At 66.0% G+C, this 16,671-nt stretch carries 16 protein-coding genes and 1 riboswitch; of the genes, 5 read left to right on the top strand and 11 right to left on the bottom strand.

All coding sequences use genetic code 11. The annotated features are described in order from the left end of the window. Positions 1-233 precede the first annotated feature (233 nt). Entirely contained in the window at positions 234-1,136 is a 903-nt protein-coding gene (locus tag ACSQ23_RS02530) for a cation diffusion facilitator family transporter (RefSeq protein ID WP_436089593.1), read from the top strand. Positions 1,137-1,411: 275 nt separating this feature from the next. Here the strand turns inward: ACSQ23_RS02530 and ACSQ23_RS02535 are convergent, their stop codons facing one another. After that, positions 1,412-2,716, bottom strand: a complete 1,305-nt coding sequence (locus ACSQ23_RS02535; RefSeq protein ID WP_436089594.1) for a dicarboxylate/amino acid:cation symporter — start codon at positions 2,714-2,716, stop codon at positions 1,412-1,414. Further along, a complete protein-coding gene (locus ACSQ23_RS02540) occupies positions 2,709-3,599 on the bottom strand; it encodes an ABC transporter substrate-binding protein (protein WP_436089595.1) in 891 nt (296 codons plus the stop codon). Before ACSQ23_RS02540 ends, ACSQ23_RS02535 begins: the two co-directional genes overlap by 8 nt. A gap of 544 nt (positions 3,600-4,143) precedes the next feature. Between ACSQ23_RS02540 and ACSQ23_RS02545 the strand changes: the two genes are divergently transcribed. The 3 genes from ACSQ23_RS02545 (at position 4,144) to ACSQ23_RS02555 (ending at position 5,224) form a co-directional block, all read left to right on the top strand. Next, complete coding sequence (locus ACSQ23_RS02545) at positions 4,144-4,314, top strand: hypothetical protein (RefSeq protein ID WP_176730404.1); 171 nt, start codon at positions 4,144-4,146, stop codon at positions 4,312-4,314. Positions 4,315-4,451: 137 nt separating this feature from the next. Then, positions 4,452-4,892 (top strand): hypothetical protein, encoded by a 441-nt coding sequence (locus ACSQ23_RS02550; RefSeq protein ID WP_436089596.1) that lies wholly within the window; start codon positions 4,452-4,454, stop codon positions 4,890-4,892. Then, positions 4,892-5,224 (top strand): cupin domain-containing protein, encoded by a 333-nt coding sequence (locus ACSQ23_RS02555; RefSeq protein WP_436089597.1) that lies wholly within the window; start codon positions 4,892-4,894, stop codon positions 5,222-5,224. Before ACSQ23_RS02550 ends, ACSQ23_RS02555 begins: the two co-directional genes overlap by 1 nt. A 230-nt stretch (positions 5,225-5,454) precedes the next feature. Here the strand turns inward: ACSQ23_RS02555 and cobO are convergent, their stop codons facing one another. The 4 genes from cobO to ACSQ23_RS02575 are packed head-to-tail and all read right to left on the bottom strand — an operon-like array spanning position 5,455 to position 11,832. Continuing rightward, the gene (cobO, locus tag ACSQ23_RS02560; RefSeq protein ID WP_055876740.1) at positions 5,455-6,096 is read right to left on the bottom strand and encodes a cob(I)yrinic acid a,c-diamide adenosyltransferase; all 642 of its coding nucleotides are present in this window, start codon (positions 6,094-6,096) and stop codon (positions 5,455-5,457) included. Next, a complete protein-coding gene (locus tag ACSQ23_RS02565) occupies positions 6,096-10,577 on the bottom strand; it encodes a cobaltochelatase subunit CobN (RefSeq protein WP_436089598.1) in 4,482 nt (1,493 codons plus the stop codon). The genes cobO and ACSQ23_RS02565 overlap by 1 nt, the downstream gene beginning before the upstream one ends. Continuing rightward, a complete protein-coding gene (locus ACSQ23_RS02570; protein WP_436089599.1) occupies positions 10,538-10,993 on the bottom strand; it encodes a hypothetical protein in 456 nt (151 codons plus the stop codon). Before ACSQ23_RS02570 ends, ACSQ23_RS02565 begins: the two co-directional genes overlap by 40 nt. After that, positions 10,993-11,832, bottom strand: a complete 840-nt coding sequence (locus ACSQ23_RS02575) for a LytTR family DNA-binding domain-containing protein (RefSeq protein WP_436089600.1) — start codon at positions 11,830-11,832, stop codon at positions 10,993-10,995. The genes ACSQ23_RS02570 and ACSQ23_RS02575 overlap by 1 nt, the downstream gene beginning before the upstream one ends. Positions 11,833-11,984: 152 nt before the next feature. Between ACSQ23_RS02575 and ACSQ23_RS02580 the strand changes: the two genes are divergently transcribed. Beyond that, positions 11,985-13,184 (top strand): acyltransferase family protein, encoded by a 1,200-nt coding sequence (locus ACSQ23_RS02580; RefSeq protein WP_436089601.1) that lies wholly within the window; start codon positions 11,985-11,987, stop codon positions 13,182-13,184. On the opposite strand, the gene cobW is transcribed toward ACSQ23_RS02580, so the two are convergent. The 5 genes from cobW to ACSQ23_RS02605 all read right to left on the bottom strand — a co-directional run bounded on the left by cobW (position 13,181) and on the right by ACSQ23_RS02605 (position 16,654). Beyond that, the gene (gene cobW, locus ACSQ23_RS02585; RefSeq protein WP_436089602.1) at positions 13,181-14,242 is read right to left on the bottom strand and encodes a cobalamin biosynthesis protein CobW; all 1,062 of its coding nucleotides are present in this window, start codon (positions 14,240-14,242) and stop codon (positions 13,181-13,183) included. The genes ACSQ23_RS02580 and cobW overlap by 4 nt on opposite strands. Further along, a complete protein-coding gene (locus ACSQ23_RS02590) occupies positions 14,239-15,006 on the bottom strand; it encodes a CbtA family protein (RefSeq protein WP_436089603.1) in 768 nt (255 codons plus the stop codon). Before ACSQ23_RS02590 ends, cobW begins: the two co-directional genes overlap by 4 nt. Positions 15,007-15,037: 31 nt before the next feature. Beyond that, positions 15,038-15,220, bottom strand: coding sequence for a CbtB domain-containing protein (locus tag ACSQ23_RS02595; RefSeq protein WP_436089604.1), 183 nt, complete (start codon positions 15,218-15,220; stop codon positions 15,038-15,040). A gap of 36 nt (positions 15,221-15,256) precedes the next feature. After that, positions 15,257-15,476, bottom strand: a riboswitch (cobalamin riboswitch). 20 nt (positions 15,477-15,496) lie between these two features. Next, positions 15,497-16,096: a hypothetical protein gene (locus tag ACSQ23_RS02600; protein WP_436089605.1), complete on the bottom strand. Its 600-nt coding sequence runs from the start codon at positions 16,094-16,096 to the stop codon at positions 15,497-15,499. Positions 16,097-16,174: 78 nt separating this feature from the next. Further along, on the bottom strand, positions 16,175-16,654 hold the full coding sequence (locus tag ACSQ23_RS02605) for a MarR family winged helix-turn-helix transcriptional regulator (protein ID WP_436089606.1): 480 nt from the start codon (positions 16,652-16,654) through the stop codon (positions 16,175-16,177). Positions 16,655-16,671: the final 17 nt, after the last annotated feature.

A 16,671-nucleotide genomic window follows, 5' to 3' on the forward strand; every position in this document is an offset into this window, starting at 1 on the left:
ACAAAGGCAGAGTTCGCTTTTCGACCAACCAGCAGCCCCGGACTTGGTCCCCGAATTGGGTCGACCGCACCGGGCGTGAGTCTCAGTCCATCAAGGAACGCTGCGCTATCAATGGGTTGTAGTGAGGGGCCCATAGCGGGTCAAACGATTCCGGCCCAGATGCGAACGCTTCTCAAAATCACATGCAAATTCAGTGACTTGCCAGCGCGAAAGGGCTCGGCTATTGGCCGCTGATGGCAAGCGGTTCTTCAAATCTGGCGGTGCGCGTCGCCTATGGCAGCCTCGTGGTCGGCATCCTGGTGCTGGCGCTGAAGGGCTATGCCGCCTGGGCGACCGGCTCGATCGCGCTGTTCTCGGATGCGCTGGAAAGCGTGGTCAACGTGGTGACGGCGATCGTGGCGCTGATCGCGGTGCGGCTCGCGGCGCGCCCGGCCGATGCCAGCCTGCCCTATGGCTATTACAAGGCCGAGTATTTTTCGGCCGTGGTGATCGGCATCTTCATCGCGGTGGCGGCGCTGCTGATCTTCCGCGAGGCCTATTACGGCTTCATCAACCCGCGCGAGTTCAAGCTCGATCCGCTGGGCCTCAGCGTCAGCGTGCTGGCGACCGGCATTAATGCCGGCTGGGCCTGGTGGCTGTCGCGCCGTGGCCGCGAGGAGCAATCGCCGGCGCTGGTGGCCGACGGCCGGCACCTGTGGACCGATGTGGTCTCGACGCTGGGCGTGTTGATCGGCGTGCTGCTGGCGGCGGCAACCGGCTTCGTGCAGCTCGACGCGATCCTTGCGGCGCTGGTCGGCTTGGCGATCCTGTGGTCGGGCTGGGAGCTGATCAAGCAGAGTGTCATTGGCCTGATGGACGTGGCGGTGGAGCCAAAACTGCTCAACCAGATCCGCGAAATCATCTCGGCCAATGCCGACGGGGCGCTCGAGGCGCATGACATCCGCACCCGGCAGGCCGGCGCCATGACCTTCATCGACTTTCACCTGGTGGTGCCCGGGACGATGAGCGTTGAGGCGGCGCATGCGATCTGCGACGGGATCGAATTGAAGCTCCGCGAGGCGGTGGAGCGAGCGCAGATCACCATCCATGTCGAGCCCGAGAACAAGGCGAAGCACTCGGGTATCGTGGTGGTGTGAGCGGCCGAGCCATCGTGCCCTCCAGGACCCCCTCTCTTGCAAAATCTAAGGCTTAGCCAAACGGCTAAACCTAAGATTTTGCTTTCTCCCCCGCCAAGGGGGAGACGAGCGGGTGCCTTCCACTTGCTCCTGAGTATCAGTCTGGACTCTCCCCCTTGGCGGGGGAGAAAGCGAAAACTTGGGCTTAGCGCAGCTAAGTCCTTAGTTTTCGCAAGGGAGGGGGTCGCGGGAGACACCCGGGCTTTGCAGGATGCGATAGCCCTCCCCTTAAGCGCCTACCCCACCCTCGGCGTTTTCGCGCCATCCACATGCGCCGCCTCTGGCTCCGGCTTCCCCGCCAGCAGCGCGGTCGTCGCGGCATTGCCCTGGACGTTCACCACGGTGAGAATCGGGTCGACGATCGGGTCGATGGCAACGAGAAGGATGATCGCCACCTCGACCGGCAACCCCAGCGGCACGAGGATGATCGAGATCATCGACAAAGCCGCGACACCGGGCGCCCCGGTGGCGGCGACGCCGGCCAGCATGGCGCCGAACAGCACGAACGCCATCTGCCCTGGGTCGAGCGCCAGCCCGTAGAGGTTGGCGAGAAACAGCGTCGCCAGCGCGAAGTGGAAGGTCGAGCCGGGTGGATTGAGGGTGATGCCGAGCGGCAGCGCCAGATCGACGACGCGCCGATCGAGCCGCAGCCCCTCCTTGAGTCCGCGCAGCGCCGAAGGGATCGAGGCGTAGCTGCTGGAGGTGCCGAAAGCGACGACCACCGTTTCGCGCATCGCCCCGAGCGTCGCGAGATAGCTACCGCCGACGCGCCACCAGATCAGCACCGAGTAGAGCGCGATCAGCACGATGGCGCCGGCATAGATGAAGACCACCAGCTTGGTCATGGCGAACAGCACGTCGAGCCCGACGGCTGAAACCTGGCTGTAAGCGAGGCAGAACAGGCCGAACGGCAGCACGTACATCAGCCATTCGATGATCTTGATGAAGGTGTCGTAGAACGCCTCGAGCAGCGCCGTGGCGCGCTCGGATTTCTCCCGCGCGATGGAGCCGAGCGCCACGCCGAACAGCACGGCGAACATCAGGATGGCGATCTTGTTGCCGGTGGTCAGCGCACCGAAAATGTTCTCGGGGAACATGCCGACCACCAGGTCGGCGAACACCCCCTGGCTGTGCGCCGGGTCGACGCCGGTGCCGGCCGCCTCGGCGGTGAAGATCACCTTGCCGATGACCTCGCGCGCCGCGAGCTGCAGCTCGCCGCCGGGCTGACCCCAATAGCCCAGCGCGACACCGAGCGCCCCGGCGACGGCAAGGCCACCGATGATCAGCAGCACCAGGCGGGTGAAGTAGCGATTGGCGGCGCCATCGAGGAACAGGCGGCTGAGACTGGTGGCGACCGCGGTGAACAGCAGCGGGATGACACACATCTGTAAGAGGCGAATGTAGATATCGCCGAGCGTGCCGATGACCGGCATCTGGCCCTTATCCAGCCAGCCCAGCACACCGCCGGCAATGAGCCCGCTGAAGATTGCGAGGGGGTGGAGGAGCAGCCGCCCGAGGCGGCCCTTCAAGACCTCAGCCATCGATCAGCGCCCTGTCCTTGGAGTAGAGATAGGTGTTGAGCACGCCATCGAGAAAGCCGTTGCTCTTGGCCTTGGTGAGGTAGAGATCGACCCAGGCCTTGAGGTCGGTATTGCCGGGCGGCATGGCGATGGCGATGGTGTCGGGATGGCCGGCAAGGTGGTAGGGCCGCAGCTCGACGGCGCCGGCGGAATCGGCGAGGCGCCAGTTGCCGATCTCGATCTCGTCATACATCAGCGCCACCAGGTCGCCGGATTTCACTGCGGCGAGCATTTCGGCCCAGGTGTTGAAGGCAACGTTCTGCGCTTCAGGAAAATCCTCGGCGACGAAGCCGACATAGGAGGTGCCATCGATGACGCCGATGCGCGACTGCGGATTGTTGAGCAGCGCCGGGATGTCATTGGCGCGCTCGGGATCGGCGGCGACGAGACGGCCGAGCTGCAGGCGGTTGATCAACAGGAACTGGCGGACGCTGACATAGCTCTGAGAGAAGCTGGCGCGCGCGGCGCGCTCGAGCGTATCGCTCAACAGGCTGATCGCCATGTCGGCGCGACCTTCGACCACTTCGTCGATCAGTCCATCGAAGGTGGTGGCGGCGCGGTTGTACTCCAGCGTCACGCCGAGCTTTTCGGCAATGTCCTCGGCGATGGCGGGGTCGACGCCGATCAGCTTGCCATCCGGGCCGACATAGAAGAACGGCACCACATCCTCGAAGAACACCGCGACGGTGAGCTTGCCGGCCGCCTGGATGCGGGCGAGGGCGGAGGCGCCCGGGCTCTGCGCCTGGGCGGAAAGCGGCGCAGCAAGGGCCAGCAGGGCCAGCATGCAGGCCCGGATCAGCGCTATCGCGGGGCGGTTGAGCCGCCCCAAAATCGGTATGAACATGTGCTGAAGCCCCCAAGCCCCAGTAGAAAGCGCGCACCGTAACCAAGCATTGTCGCTAAATTGTTATCCCGACAAGATAATTTGGCGGAACAGCGGAAACCGGACGCAGCCGGCGTAGCTCGCGCAAGCGTGAAAAGCGCAAGCCGTTCAAGTCCTTGCGGCAGAAGCCAGCGATCACCACATTTTGAGCAGCCGATGCGGGCTCGATCCGCAGGCCCTGCGTCTTGGCACATGGAGGCTAAGATGGCTCTCAATGCTCCCAACATGGTGATGTATCTGGTGGCGCTGCTGCTCGCGATCGTCGGCCTGCTCGCTTCGGCGTGCTGGGCGGAATGATCGGCTGGGCTTTCTGGCTGATGGCGATTGCGTTCGTCGTGCTCGCCCTCTCCGTCCTGCTCAAAGCGGCCTGACACCCCGATGCAACGGCGCGCAACCCAATCGCGGCTGCGCGCCGCACAAGCTGTGCAAAGCCCCTGGCGCGGCATGGCTGCAATGCAGCGGCGCGCCTAAGCTTTGCCGGTGTGCATGACCCAGGAGATCTTTCATGACTCTCAATGCGCCTAGCCAGACCATGTTCATCGTCGCCGTCGTCATCGCGGTCATCGCGTTGCTCGGCGCCCTCGTCTCGATACCGTTCGTCAGTGCCTACGCGTTCTGGATTCTGATCGTCGCGTTCATCGTGCTCGCCGCCGCGGTGATGATGAAGGGCGCCTGAGCCCCTCGGTCCTTGACTCTGTCGCGCTTTCGAAGCGGAAAGGTCTGCAAGCTTTCCTGAAAGCGCCGCCGGGTTTGAGGTTGCAGGCCGGCGCATGGCGAGCGATCTTCGCCGCCATGCGCCTTTTGATTTGCCTGATGCTCATCGCCCTTGCCGCCCCGGTGCTCGCCACCGATTGGGGCCAATATGACAATGCCCGCTTCGGCTACACCATCGACGTGCCGCCGGGCTTCGAGTGGGGCAAGGAGGCTGATAATGGCGACGGCCGCGCCTTTCGCGGCGGCGCCACGAAGCTCCTGGTATGGGGCGGCAATATCACCGAGAACAGCTTCGAAGACGCCGTCGCCTCAGCCAAGGGCTTCGCCGAGGCTGACGGCTGGAATATCAGCTATGAAGCGGTGACGCCGAGCTGGGCGAGCTTTTCGGGGGCGCAGGGCAAGCGCATCCTCTACCAGCGGATGATCGCGCTTTGCGATGGCGCCTATGCGGCGTTCCAGCTGGAATACTCGGCGGTGGACCTCGGCAAGCTGGAGCCGGTGGTGGAGCAGTTGGTGCGGAGCCTCAAAGGAGGGTGCTGATGGCGCGGGTCTACCAACGCGAGGACTGGGCCAGGCACCCCACCCGCCAGTCGGGCGAATGGGAAGGCGGCGAGGCCAATGTCACGGTGATCCTGCATGACAGTGTCGATGCCGGAGCCGGCCCACGGCTCCACACCCATCCCTACCCCGAGACCTTCATCATCGAGGCGGGCCGGGCCGTGTTCACGGTGGGCGACGAGGAGCTCGAGGCCGGGCCGGGCCAGATCCTGGTGGTGCCGGCAAACACCCCGCACAAGTTCAAGACGCTCGGCCCGATGAAGAGCATCCACATCCACGCGAGCCCGAAATTCGATACGCGGTGGCTGGAGTAGGAGGCACCCACCGGCCTCTCCGCCTTCTCCCCCCTTGCGGGGGAGAATGGAATTTCTTGGGCTTAGCTTCTTGGCTAAGCCTTAGAAATTCCAAGAGAGGGGATGCGGAGCCACCCTGCCTCTCCACGCCCCCCTCTCTTGCGAAAACTAAGGACTTAGCTCCGCTAAGCCCAAGTTTTCGCTTTCTCCCCCGCCAAGGGGGAGATGGGGCCGGTGCGCGTTCAGCCCCGCTAAAACTCAATCCCAGCCTGCGCCTTCACCCCAGAGCGGAACGGGTGCTTGATCTCGGTCATTTCGGTGACGAGGTCAGCCAATTCGATGATCTCGTCCTTGGCATTGCGGCCGGTGACGATGACGTGGGTGTCGCGCGGCTTGTTCCGCAGCACTTCGAGCACCTCATCGAGCGGCAGGTAGTCGTAGCGCAGCACGATGTTGAGCTCGTCGAGCAGGATGAGCTTAAAACTCTCGTCGGCGATCAGTTCCTTGGCCATTTCCCAGGCGCCGCGAGCGGCGGCGAGATCGCGCTGGCGATCCTGGGTGTCCCAGGTAAAGCCCTCGCCCATCGCCTTGATGGTCACCTGGTCGGGAAACCTGTCGAGCACGTCGCGCTCACCGGTGCTCCAGGCGCCCTTGACGAACTGCACCACACCGACCTTGAAGCCGTGGCCGATGGCGCGGAACACCATGCCGAAGGCGGCGGTCGACTTGCCCTTGCCCTTGCCGGTATGGACGATGAGCAGGCCGCGCTCCTCGGTCTTGGTGGCGAGGATCTTGTTCCGCGCCTCCTTCTTCTTCCGCATCTTTTCGGCGTGATAGGCGTCGCGCTCGGCTTCGCTCATCAGGTCGGTCTTCTTGGGGGCTTTGTCGGTCATCAAGTGTCCTCGAGATAGGCGAAAGCGGAATTGGAACGTGGGGTCCAGAAGCCGCGCCGGCGGGCTTCGTTGAACTTTTCGATCAGCTCGTCATAGCCGAAGCGGTTGTTGGCCTCGATGAACCGACGCGTCGCATCGTCTTCGACGAAGGCCTCGAAGGCGAGATCGAAATGGTGAGTCTGCACCGCGCCGGTCGTCGCAGCGAAGGCGAACATATAGTCGACGGTGGCGATGATCTCGAAGGCGCCCTTATAGCCATGGCGCTTCACCCCATCGATCCATTTCGGATTGACGACGCGGGAGCGCACGACCCGCGAAATCTCCTCGGCCAGCGTGCGGGCGATCGGCCGCTCGGGGCGCGAGTGATCGTTGTGATAAGCGGCGGGAGCCCGGCCGGTCAGGCTCTCGGCGGTGACGGCGAGGCCACCCTCGAACTGGTAGTAATCATCGCTGTCGAGCAGGTCGTGCTCGCGATTGTCCTGATTGTGGACCACCGCCTCGATGTCGGAGAGGCGCGCAGCGAAGCGATCGCGCTCGGGCGTGCCGTCGGCATTGGCGCCATAGGCATACTGGCCCCAGTTGAGGAACGCCTCAGCGAGGTTGGCCTTGGTCTCCCAGTTACCGGAATCCATCAAGCCCTGGAGCCCCGCGCCATAGGCGCCGGGTTTCGAACCGAAGATGCGGTGGCCGGCGCTGAGGGCCGCGGTGCGATCGTCGGCGCCGGATCTCATCAATTCCAGCGCGTCGATGCGCATGCGGGCGGCAATCGGGTTCTGGCCCTCGGGCTCGTCGAGGGCGCCGATGGCGCGGACGGCTTTGTCGAAGAGCGCGATCTGAGCCGGGAAAGCGTCGCGGAAGAAGCCCGAGATGCGGAGGGTGACGTCGACACGCGGCCGCCCGAGCTTGGCCAGCGGCATGATCTCATAGCCGGAGAGGCGGAGCGAGGACGGGTCCCAGACCGGTTTGGCGCCGATGAAGGCGAGAGCCTGGGCGACGTCGTCACCGCCGGTGCGCATATTGGCGGTGCCCCAGACGGAAAGCGCGAGCGAGCGTAGCGGCGTGCCGTGATCCTGGAAGTGGCGGACCAGCAGGTTTTCCGCCGACTTCCGGCCGAGCTCCCAGGCGGTGGGGGTGGGCACCGCCCGGATATCGACGGAGTAGAAGTTCCGTCCGGTGGGCAGCACGTCGAGGCGGCCACGCGACGGCGCGCCGGAGGGGCCGGGTGGAACGAACCGGCCGTCGAGGCCGAGGAGCAGCGAGGCGATCTCGTTGGGGCCGGAGGCGGCGAGGCTCGGACGGATAACGCGTTCTATCGTTTCGAGCACGGCCGCGGTGGCGTGCCAATCGGCATCGGACGGGTGGCCGTCGACGAGGTTGGCGGCCAGCGCTTCGAGGTATTCGACGATGTCGCCGACGGTGCGAGGGGCGCCCCCCTCCCCAACCGCAAGGGGGAGGGTGCCGGCTGGTGTTTGGGGCAGGATCGCGCCGACTGCACCGGCCGACACCTCCCCCCTTGCGGGGGAGGTTGGGAGGGGGGGAGCAGCGGGCACCGGCCCGGTCCATGGCGCGCCTAGATCGGCGGTCAGCGGGTCGAAGCCGAGTTTCAGGTCGTCGGCGAGGGCGCGGATGAGCGATGCTTCACCCGGTGTCTCGCCGCGCGGGACGCGGGCAAGGGCGACGATCAGGTCGCGCTCGAGGCGGCCGGTGGGGGATTGGCCGAAGATATGGAGGCCATCGCGGATCTGGGCTTCCTTCAGGTCGCAGAGGAAGGTGTCGATGCGCTTCAGCGTTTCGAACTCATCCGGGACGAGACCGATATCGCGGTCTAGGCGCGCGTCGCGGGCGAAATCGAAGATGCGTTTCCTGAGCCCGGCGAGGCGGCGGCGGTCCATGCCGGAGGCGGCATAATACTCGTCGAGCAGCGCTTCGAGGTCCTTGAGCGGGCCGTAGGTTTCGGCGCGGGTCAGCGGCGGCACCAGATGATCGATGATCACCGCGCCGGTGCGGCGCTTAGCCTGGGTGCCCTCGCCCGGATCGTTGACAATGAACGGGTAGAGCTGCGGCAGCTCGGCCCAGAGCGCCGCGGGATAGGACGCGGCGTCGAGCGCGGTGGCCTTGCCGGGAAGCCACTCGAGATTGCCGTGCTTGCCGTTGTGGATCACGGCATGGGCCGCAAACTCGTGCCGCAGCCAGAGATAGGCAGCAAGATAGCCGTGTGGCGGCACGAGGTCCGGATCGTGATAGCTGGCGGTCTCGTCGAGATGATAGCCGCGGGCCGGCTGGACCAGGATGGCGACGTTGCCGAGGCGGATCGCCGGGAGATGGAAGGCGCATTTAGCGCCGTCGCCACGCACGAACGGATCGGCAGCAGGGTCGCCCCAGCGGGCGGTGACTTCCGACTGGATCTTGGCCGGGAGCGTGGCGAACAGCTCACGGTAGCGATTCACGGGAAACGGGATGCCGGTGCCGCGCTCCGGATGGGCGTTGGTGGGGCCGGCTTGGAGGAGTTCGATGAGGGCGTTGCCGGTGGTCGGCACGCCCATCTGCTCCCCTCCCCCTTGAGGGGAGGGGTGGGGGGTGGGGGTGGCGGGGGGAACCTCGGGGGTGACTGCACCACCCCCTCCCCCATCCCCTCCCCTCAAGGGGGAGGGGGGCGACAGTTCCGTGAGCGTGGCCTCAATGACGGTCCAAATACCTTCGGGGTTGGTTACGATGTCGCTGTTGGTGAACCGCAGGACTCGATAGCCGATGGAGTTGAGGAACGCGGTCCGGCGACGATCGCTTTCGGCAGCCGTCGAGTTGAAGTGTGTTTCGCCATCGAGCTCGATCACCAGCTTAGGATGGTGTGAGGCGAAGTCCGCTACATAGGACCCGAGCGGAACCTGACGGCGGAAGTGGTGCTCCGTGAATGAGCGCAGCAGCTTCCACATGTGTTGCTCAGGCGGAGTCGTGCTGTTTCTCAGGCCGCGCGCCCGCTCGACGTTTCTCGATCGCACATGGCGCGCATTGGAGAAGAGTGCACCGGTCGGCTCCCCTCCCCCTTGAGGGGAGGGGTGGGGGGTGGGGGTGGCGAGGGGAACCTCAGTGCCGACTGAACCACCCCCTCCCCCATCCCCTCCCCTCAAGGGGGAGGGGTGCGCTGTGGCTCCACCGGTGATGTAGCCGGCACCATCGAGAGCTTTGATGATCTCCACCGTCGACTGAGGCGCGTCATATCCCACCCCGTTGGCCAACCGGCCATCGCGGATCGGATAATTGGCGAGGACCACCGCAACCCGCCGATCGGCGCGCGGAGTGGCCCGCAGCGTGGTCCAGTTCTTGGCCAGCGTGACGGCGCGGCGGATGCCATCGGCGTCGGGGGCGTAGGCGGAGAGCGGGCATTCGGTGCGCTCGTGCCAGACGGCGTCGTGCTTGTGGCCGACCAACAGCATGCCGATGCGGCCGTCGAGCTCGGGCAGCACCACCTGCATGGCGAGATCCTTCGCCGTGAGGCCCTGGATATCGGCGGCCCACTGTGCCTCGGGGCGGCCGCCCTGCAGCAGCTGAATCACTGGGGCGTCGGTGCCGGCAAAGGGGTTCTGCTTGGCGTCGAGGCCGTCGAGGCCGAGGGCAAAGCCGGTGAGGTTGAGGATAACGCTGGGGGGATACGTGGCGAAAGCCGCCTGGACGAACCGGATGCAGGCGCCTTCCTTCAGCGTCGAGACGACGATGGGGACCGGGTTGAGCGATCGGGTTTCGAGTTCGGCGATCAGGGCTTCGAGCGTTCCGGTGCCGGCGCCTTCAAGGGCAGCGCGGTAGAACAGGACGGGCACGTTCGGGTTGGGCGAGGCCGGCAGCGCGTCGAGCATGCCATGGTTGGGGTGCCAGAGGCCGAAGCGGTGGAAGGGTTTGGGCGCCGAACTGCTCGGTTCGAGCGCGGGGCTCCCCCCAACCTTGCCTCCCCGCGAGAGGGAGGAGGACGACTGCACGAGCTCAGCGAAGGCCTTGAGCAGCGTATCGGCATTGTCCGGGCCGCCGGCGGTGAACAGGCTGTGGAGCCTGGTCCAGTCGTCGGGGTGGATGGTGGAGCGCTGTTGCAGGATCGGGTCGGGGTTGGCGTCGCCGGGGAGGAGGGCGAGCTGGATCTTGCCGCTCAGCGCCAGGGCGGTCAGCTCGTCGACGCCATACTGCCAGTAAGCCGGGCCGCCGAGCAGCCGAACAACTACAAGTTGGGCGTGCTGCACGGTCTGCTCGAGCCACAGGTCGACCGAGAGGTTGTGGCTGAGACGCAGCAGGTTGGCGAGGCGCAGGTCGGATGTGCCGGCGCGATCGGCGGCGCCGGCGAGCATGGCCAGTTCGCTGTCGGCGGCGGAGGCGAAGATGATCGGCGCCGGGGACTGGGCGAGGTCGATGGCCTCGCCTTCCTGTTGCAGGGCACCGGCCTGGGCGGAGAGCAGGTGCATCAGGTCACCGGAGCCGAGCGCTTCGGCAGCGCGTGCCAAAGCTCGATCAGGCCGACGCAGCAGAACGCCGATACGGCGCCGGTGAGCGCCACACCGCTGATGATGATGACATCATCGGCCGAGCTGACGTCGTCGGAAAAGAGGAAGAGGCCGATGACGGCGGCGCTGACCAGGGCGCCGATCACCGGGCCGGCGACGAGGCGCTGCCAGAGCTGCGGCAGGAAGCGGCTGACGAGCATGATGATGACCGAGGAAATGGCGGCGGGTATGGCGCCGAGGGTATAGGCCGCGATGAGGATGATCGGCCAGTTCTCGCCGAGGAAGTTCGACGCCGACTGGCCGGCGGCATGCACGATGATGCCGTCGGTGATGGCGGCGAAGGCGAAGAACACCAGGGCGCCGATGGCGGGGCCGATAAACAGCGAGACGACGAACAGCCAGATGTTGCGGGCCATTATGCAAGCTCCTGGCGATAGCGGCGCGAGCCGCGGAGTTCGGAGCCGTCGGCCATGCGGATGGTGAAATCGCCGTCGCGGACCGGCGCGATCTCGCGGACCTTGGCGCGGTTGACGAGGTGCGAGCGGTGCACCCGGGCGACGTCGACGCCGGCATCGCTGAGCAGCTGCTCGAGCGCCGCCAGGCTGATGCGGGCGAGGTGGGTGGCGCCATTGGCGCGGATCTCGACATAGTTGCCGGCGGCGCTGGCCCAATCGAGCGAGGCGGCATCGAGGAAGATGGTGCGGCCACCGGCCTTGAGGGTGAGCTTGCCGGTCTGCCGGGCGTCGGCCCGCGCCGCTTCGGCTTCGCGGCGATGCTCCTCGAGGCTGCGCTGCAGGCCCAGCATCAGGATCAGCACGGAATAGGGGAAGATGTCCTTGCGGTACTCGTAGAGCAGGTCGGTGGGGAGGTCGGTGAAGAAGCTGTAGCTCATGCCGAGGATCGAGGCGAAGGCGACGGTACGCAGTGCGATGAACAGCGCGATGTGCAACAGGGAAAACACGATGCTGCCGAGCACGTGCCAGAACAGGGCCGAGCGCCAGGTCTCCGCGGTGAACGGCACACGGCGCTCGAACAGGATGACCAGTGGCGCCAGCGCCACCATGGCGAGGACGCTGGTCAATTCGAGGATGAACGGCACGCGGGGGTCGAGCACTCGGCTCGCGCGTTGCGCTTCGGTGAGAATGCCGAGGGCGTTGAGCACGCCGATGGCGATCAGAAACAGCGTCATGATGAGGAAAACGCGGCGGGCGACACGGCGCTCCAGTGCGGCCTCGCCGGTGAGATCAGCCGCCATTGGTCACCCATTGGCCGCCGCTGGCCCCACGGTCGCCGGCGCACGTCGCCGCTCGTCCCACCGGCCTGCCTCTCGCACCAGCGCGATAGGACAAGGCGGCGCCCTGCCCTAGCTCTGAACACCTCGCAAATCGCTCAGAGGTTGGAGCCATCATGTCAGCAGAGACCCTTCCCGCCATCGGTTCGGAGCGCCGCTACGATCTCGACTGGCTGCGCGTCATCGCCTTCGGTTTTTTGATCTTCTACCACATCGGCATGTTCTACGTGACGTGGGGTTGGCACGTGAAAAGCCCGCATGCCGGGCCGTGGCTGGAGCCGGTGATGGCGCTGATCAACCCGTGGCGGCTGCCGCTGCTGTTCCTCATCTCGGGCATAGCGCTGCGCTTCGCCATCGACAGGAGCCGGCTGCGCCAGTTCGTGCCGCGGCGCTTCATGCGGCTGTTCGTGCCGATCGTCTTCGGCATGCTGGTGGTGTGCGCGCCACAAGCCTATTTCGAGCTCTACAGGAAGGGCGAGACCGGCGCGGATTTCTGGGCGTTCTACGGCCAGTATCTCGACTTCGACATGGAGTTCTCGATCCTGACGCCGACCTGGAACCACCTGTGGTACGTGGTCTACATCCTTGCCTACACGCTGGTCGTGGTGGCGCTGCTGCCGCTGCTCAGAGCGCTCGATAGGGTGGCGGAGACGCTGTTCGGCTGGCTGGGGCGCGGCGCGCTGGGCTGGCGCCTGCTGCTGGCGCCCACGCTGCCGTTCCTCGGTTACGAGTGGCTGCTGGCGCCGCATTTCCCTTCGACGCATGCCTTCTACAACGACTGGGCCAACCATGCGGAGCTGCTCAGCATCGTGCTGATCGGCTGGTTCGCGGCGAAGAGCCCGAAGTTCTGGGGCGCGGTGCAACGGCATCTTCGACCGGCGATCGTCGCGACGCTCGGGCTGCTGCTGGTGCTCGCAGTGGCGCGGCTCAACTGGGGCGCGGTGCGCGCCGATCAAGGCCTCACGACACTGATGACGGTGGTACGCACCCTGTTCATGTGGGCGGCGATCGTTGCCATGCTGGGGCTGGCGCAGCGCTACCTCAACCGAAGCGGCAGAGCGCTGCGCTTCCTCACCGAGGCGGTGTTCCCGTACTACATCCTGCATCAGACCCTCATCGTGGCCGTAGGGTTCTGGGTCGGCGGCCTGCTGCTGCCGGTGTGGCTGGAGGCCGGCATTATCGTCGTCGCGACGGTAGTCGGTTGCGCGGTGCCGACCGAGGCGATCAAGCGCGTGCCACCGCTGCGCCCGCTGTTCGGGCTGGCGTGGCGGGCCGAAGCGATCCGGCCCGCGCCACAGGTCGTCGCTGCCCGTTAGGCCGCAGCCGCGATGGCGCCCTCGAGGCTCCGGGTGATCGCCGCATGATCGAGCGGCGATTCCCCGATCACCACCAGAGCGGTCCGGCGCGCTTCGCCCGGCTTCCACGGCCGGTCGAAATAGGCGGAGACGCGCGGGCCCACCGCCTGGATGGCGAGACGGGCCGGGGCGCCGGGGAGTGCGGCAAAACCCTTGAGACGGAGCACGTCGTGGGCGCGGATGGTCGCTTCGATGGTTTGGAGCAGGTGATCCTTGCTGGTGACGCCGTCGAGGGTGACGGAGAAGGAATCGAAGTCGTCGTGCTCATGGCCTTCGCCACCATGCTCGAGCTCGTGATGGCTCTCGCGTCCGGCAAGGTTGTCTTCCGTCGAGAGCCCCATGCCGAGCAGCGCCGCGACATCGACATGGCCGTTACGGGCGCGGACCACGCCGGTGCCCGGACGCATCTCGGCCTTGAGGTGGGCTTCGATGGTGTCGAGCTGGGCGTCGGTGACGAGGTCGGCCTTGTTGAGGATCACCATGTCGGCCGCGATCAGCTGATCCTCGAACAGCTCGCCGAGCGGCGTCTCGTGGTCGAGCATGGCGTCGGCGGAGCGGAGCGCGTCGACCGCCTGTTCGTCATTGGCGAAACGGCCTTCGCTGAGCGCCGCGGCGTCGGCGACAGTGACGACGCCGTCGATGGTCACTTCGGACCTGATCTCGGGCCAGTTGAAGGCGCGGATCAGCGGCTGCGGCAGCGCCAGGCCGGAGGTCTCGATGACGATGTGGTCGGGGCGATCCTCGCGTTCGAGCAGCGCCTGCATGGTGGGGATGAACTCGTCGGCGACGGTGCAGCAGATGCAGCCATTGCTCAGCTCGATCATGTCCTCTTCGCGGCAGGTCTCATCGCCGCAGCCGGCGAGGATTTCCTTGTCGACGCCGAGCTCGCCGAACTCGTTGATGATCAGCGCGATGCGCTTGCCCTTGGCATGGGCGAGCAGGTGCCGGACCAGGGTGGTCTTGCCGGCGCCGAGGAAGCCGGTGATGACGGTGACGGGGATCTTTTCGGTCGTGCTCATGCGTGGGCACCTTTCAGGGCGAAGGCGGAAGACCTGGCGAAGCGCTCGTTGAGCCAGCCGAACAGCGGGCCGACGATCAGCCAGAACAGCGCGCCGGTGGCGAGGGTCGCCGCGGCGAAGCTGGTCGCGAGATTGGCGGGTACGCCGGTGGTGTGTTCACCGACCAGTTGCGGCGCGCCGATGACGTGCGGCGCAAGGATCAACACGGCGGCAATGACGATGCCGGTCCAGTTGCGGAGCTTGGCGATGGCGAGGATGCCGGCGCCGGTGGCGAGCGCTGTGCCGACCCACCAGACCTGGCGGGCGACGAGATCGGCAGCGGGCATGCCGGGGAGTTCCGGCGGCAGGCCAAGGGCCGGGGCGAGCTGCAACGCGATGAAGCCACTGAGCCCCCAGATCACGCCATTGCGTGCGGTGATCTCGATGCCGGAAAGCACGGAGACGGCAGCCAGCACGAAGGCGAAGCCGATGCAGCCGAGGAGGTTGGCCAGCACGGTGTAGGCGATGCGCTCGGCGCCATCCTGCGGGGCCCAGGCGTCTTCGTCATGCTCGTGTGCCGGCGCGGCTTCGGCATGGGAATGCTCTGCGGTGCCGGCCTCGTGGCTGTGCTCGGCGACGGCCGGCACCTCGGGGGCGGCGTTCTCAAAAACCTCGGCGGCGAGGATCAGCGGCGCGACGCGCCATTGCTGCACGGCGCTCATGGCCAAGCCGGCTGCGAGTCCGGCAAGGACCGCAGCGAAAAAGATTCGCTGGAAGAGTTTCATCGATGTCTCGTGTGCTTAGAGCTGAGTCAGCTCAATGGCAGGGAAAGCCAAGCGCATGGCGCGTATCGTGCGCGCCATTGTGGACGGCCATGTCACTGGCAAAACCGACGCCGCCGACAAGGACGAAGCCGATAAACAAAGCCAGCACACCTGCGATGAGCCGCTGCGAGACCGAAAGACGGGCGATCGATGCCGTCTGGACCTGAGTATTCATATGCCTGCACCCTCCGTGCGGATGAAATGGGGGATGAACCCCGGTTGCACGCTGGCAGGTCTCCTGACTCGCGGGTCACCGTGGTCTCCGGCCTTCCCAACATCCCAAGGGATGTCAGTGGCATAGTCGGAGGCACTCGCCGCTTACAGTTGCGGGGGCAGCCACGGATTTGGTCCCTGATGGGTACGCCGCACCGTGTTCCCTTTTGATCCCCTCGCCCGAACGGGGTTGAGGAACCAACGTGGGGCTATCGTTACGCCGTGGGAGGGGGCGCGGTCAATCTTCCGCGGCAGCGGAATCGGGGTAGCCGACCGTGACGGTATCGACGCGCGCATCGACCTTTTCGAGCAGCGGCTCGCTCGACGAGATCTGCATATCGCCGGAGATGGCATCGACATTGGGGTCGGCCGGATAGTCGCCGACGGCAAAGCGGACGCTGACCGAGCAGCCACCCTCGGGCGGGGGGAGCTTGCCGCCCTCGAAGCTGGCGGCGCCACCATAATCCCAGAAGAAGCCGTAGAGCTGGAACGGCCCGCCATTCAGGGCTTCGACTTCCTTGACAGTCAGGCCCTGCTTGAGGCCACCCGGCGCCGTGTCACCCGGCGGCACGGTGAAGTAAGCGACGCGCTCGTGCTTTTCCTCGTCCCACCAGCCGAACTCGATGGTCTTGGCGGGATCGTTTGGGAAGATGGTGGTGGCGAGCACGGTAGAGCCCTCGGGGCCCGGGACATCGCCAGTCACCACATTATCCTTGCCGAAGGCTTCGATCAGCCGCGCCTCGGAACTGTCACCGGCGAACGGGCCCTCGCAGACGATGTCGGCAGCCAGGGCGGGCGCCGCCAGCAGCAACAGGGAAAACAGGACCAGCGCACGCATTGTCGACCTCCGTTGACCCGCCGAATCTAGCTGAGCCAGGTGAGTCTGGGCAGGCCTTACGGCGGAAGCTGGGCACGGTCACCGGCCCCACTGCAGTCGTTCGGTCATCTGGTTCTGGATCGCGAGGACCTCCTCGATCACCTCGGTGAGGAGGCGCAGCTCGGCGAGGCTGCGCTTGCCCAGCGCTTCGGCGCCAGCGATCGCCATCGGGGCGTAGGCCTTCTCGATCACCGCGGCAGTGGCCTCGGCGAGCTCCACCAGCACCTTGCGCCGGTCGTGCGGGTCGGGTTGACGGCGGACGAAGTTGCGCGCCTCGAGCCGGTCGATCAGCGAGGTGACAGCAGCCGGGGTGAGGCGGGTGGCACGGGCGATGGCGCTGGCGGTCTGCGGACCGCTGGTGAGGAAGCTGAGGCACAGCCGTTCGGCCGGGCCAAGCTGGAACATCGCTCCCACCTCCTCGTCATACCGCTGTGTCGCCTCCTGCCAGCGCACGATGAGCGTGCCGAGCCGCTGGACCAGCTCCGCCTTCGCGTCGCTTGACGAATTTACTTCGACCATCTAATTATATGCTCATC

Origin of the sequence: Devosia sp. LjRoot16, from assembly GCF_964252795.1 — a bacterium.
Classification (GTDB): domain Bacteria; phylum Pseudomonadota; class Alphaproteobacteria; order Rhizobiales; family Devosiaceae; genus Devosia_A.

Bases quoted from the DNA above. Each gene is read 5' to 3' on its own strand.
- ACSQ23_RS02530 (WP_436089593.1), top strand. From the start codon at position 234: ATGGCAAGCGGTTCTTCAAATCTGGCGGTGCGCGTCGCCTATGGCAGC.
- ACSQ23_RS02535 (WP_436089594.1), bottom strand. From the start codon at position 2,716: ATGGCTGAGGTCTTGAAGGGCCGCCTCGGGCGGCTGCTCCTCCACCCC.
- ACSQ23_RS02540 (WP_436089595.1), bottom strand. From the start codon at position 3,599: ATGTTCATACCGATTTTGGGGCGGCTCAACCGCCCCGCGATAGCGCTG.
- ACSQ23_RS02545 (WP_176730404.1), top strand. From the start codon at position 4,144: ATGACTCTCAATGCGCCTAGCCAGACCATGTTCATCGTCGCCGTCGTC.
- ACSQ23_RS02550 (WP_436089596.1), top strand. From the start codon at position 4,452: ATGCTCATCGCCCTTGCCGCCCCGGTGCTCGCCACCGATTGGGGCCAA.
- ACSQ23_RS02555 (WP_436089597.1), top strand. From the start codon at position 4,892: ATGGCGCGGGTCTACCAACGCGAGGACTGGGCCAGGCACCCCACCCGC.
- cobO (WP_055876740.1), bottom strand. From the start codon at position 6,096: ATGACCGACAAAGCCCCCAAGAAGACCGACCTGATGAGCGAAGCCGAG.
- ACSQ23_RS02570 (WP_436089599.1), bottom strand. From the start codon at position 10,993: ATGGCCCGCAACATCTGGCTGTTCGTCGTCTCGCTGTTTATCGGCCCC.
- ACSQ23_RS02575 (WP_436089600.1), bottom strand. From the start codon at position 11,832: ATGGCGGCTGATCTCACCGGCGAGGCCGCACTGGAGCGCCGTGTCGCC.
- ACSQ23_RS02580 (WP_436089601.1), top strand. From the start codon at position 11,985: ATGTCAGCAGAGACCCTTCCCGCCATCGGTTCGGAGCGCCGCTACGAT.
- cobW (WP_436089602.1), bottom strand. From the start codon at position 14,242: ATGAGCACGACCGAAAAGATCCCCGTCACCGTCATCACCGGCTTCCTC.
- ACSQ23_RS02590 (WP_436089603.1), bottom strand. From the start codon at position 15,006: ATGAAACTCTTCCAGCGAATCTTTTTCGCTGCGGTCCTTGCCGGACTC.
- ACSQ23_RS02595 (WP_436089604.1), bottom strand. From the start codon at position 15,220: ATGAATACTCAGGTCCAGACGGCATCGATCGCCCGTCTTTCGGTCTCG.
- ACSQ23_RS02600 (WP_436089605.1), bottom strand. From the start codon at position 16,096: ATGCGTGCGCTGGTCCTGTTTTCCCTGTTGCTGCTGGCGGCGCCCGCC.
- ACSQ23_RS02605 (WP_436089606.1), bottom strand. From the start codon at position 16,654: ATGGTCGAAGTAAATTCGTCAAGCGACGCGAAGGCGGAGCTGGTCCAG.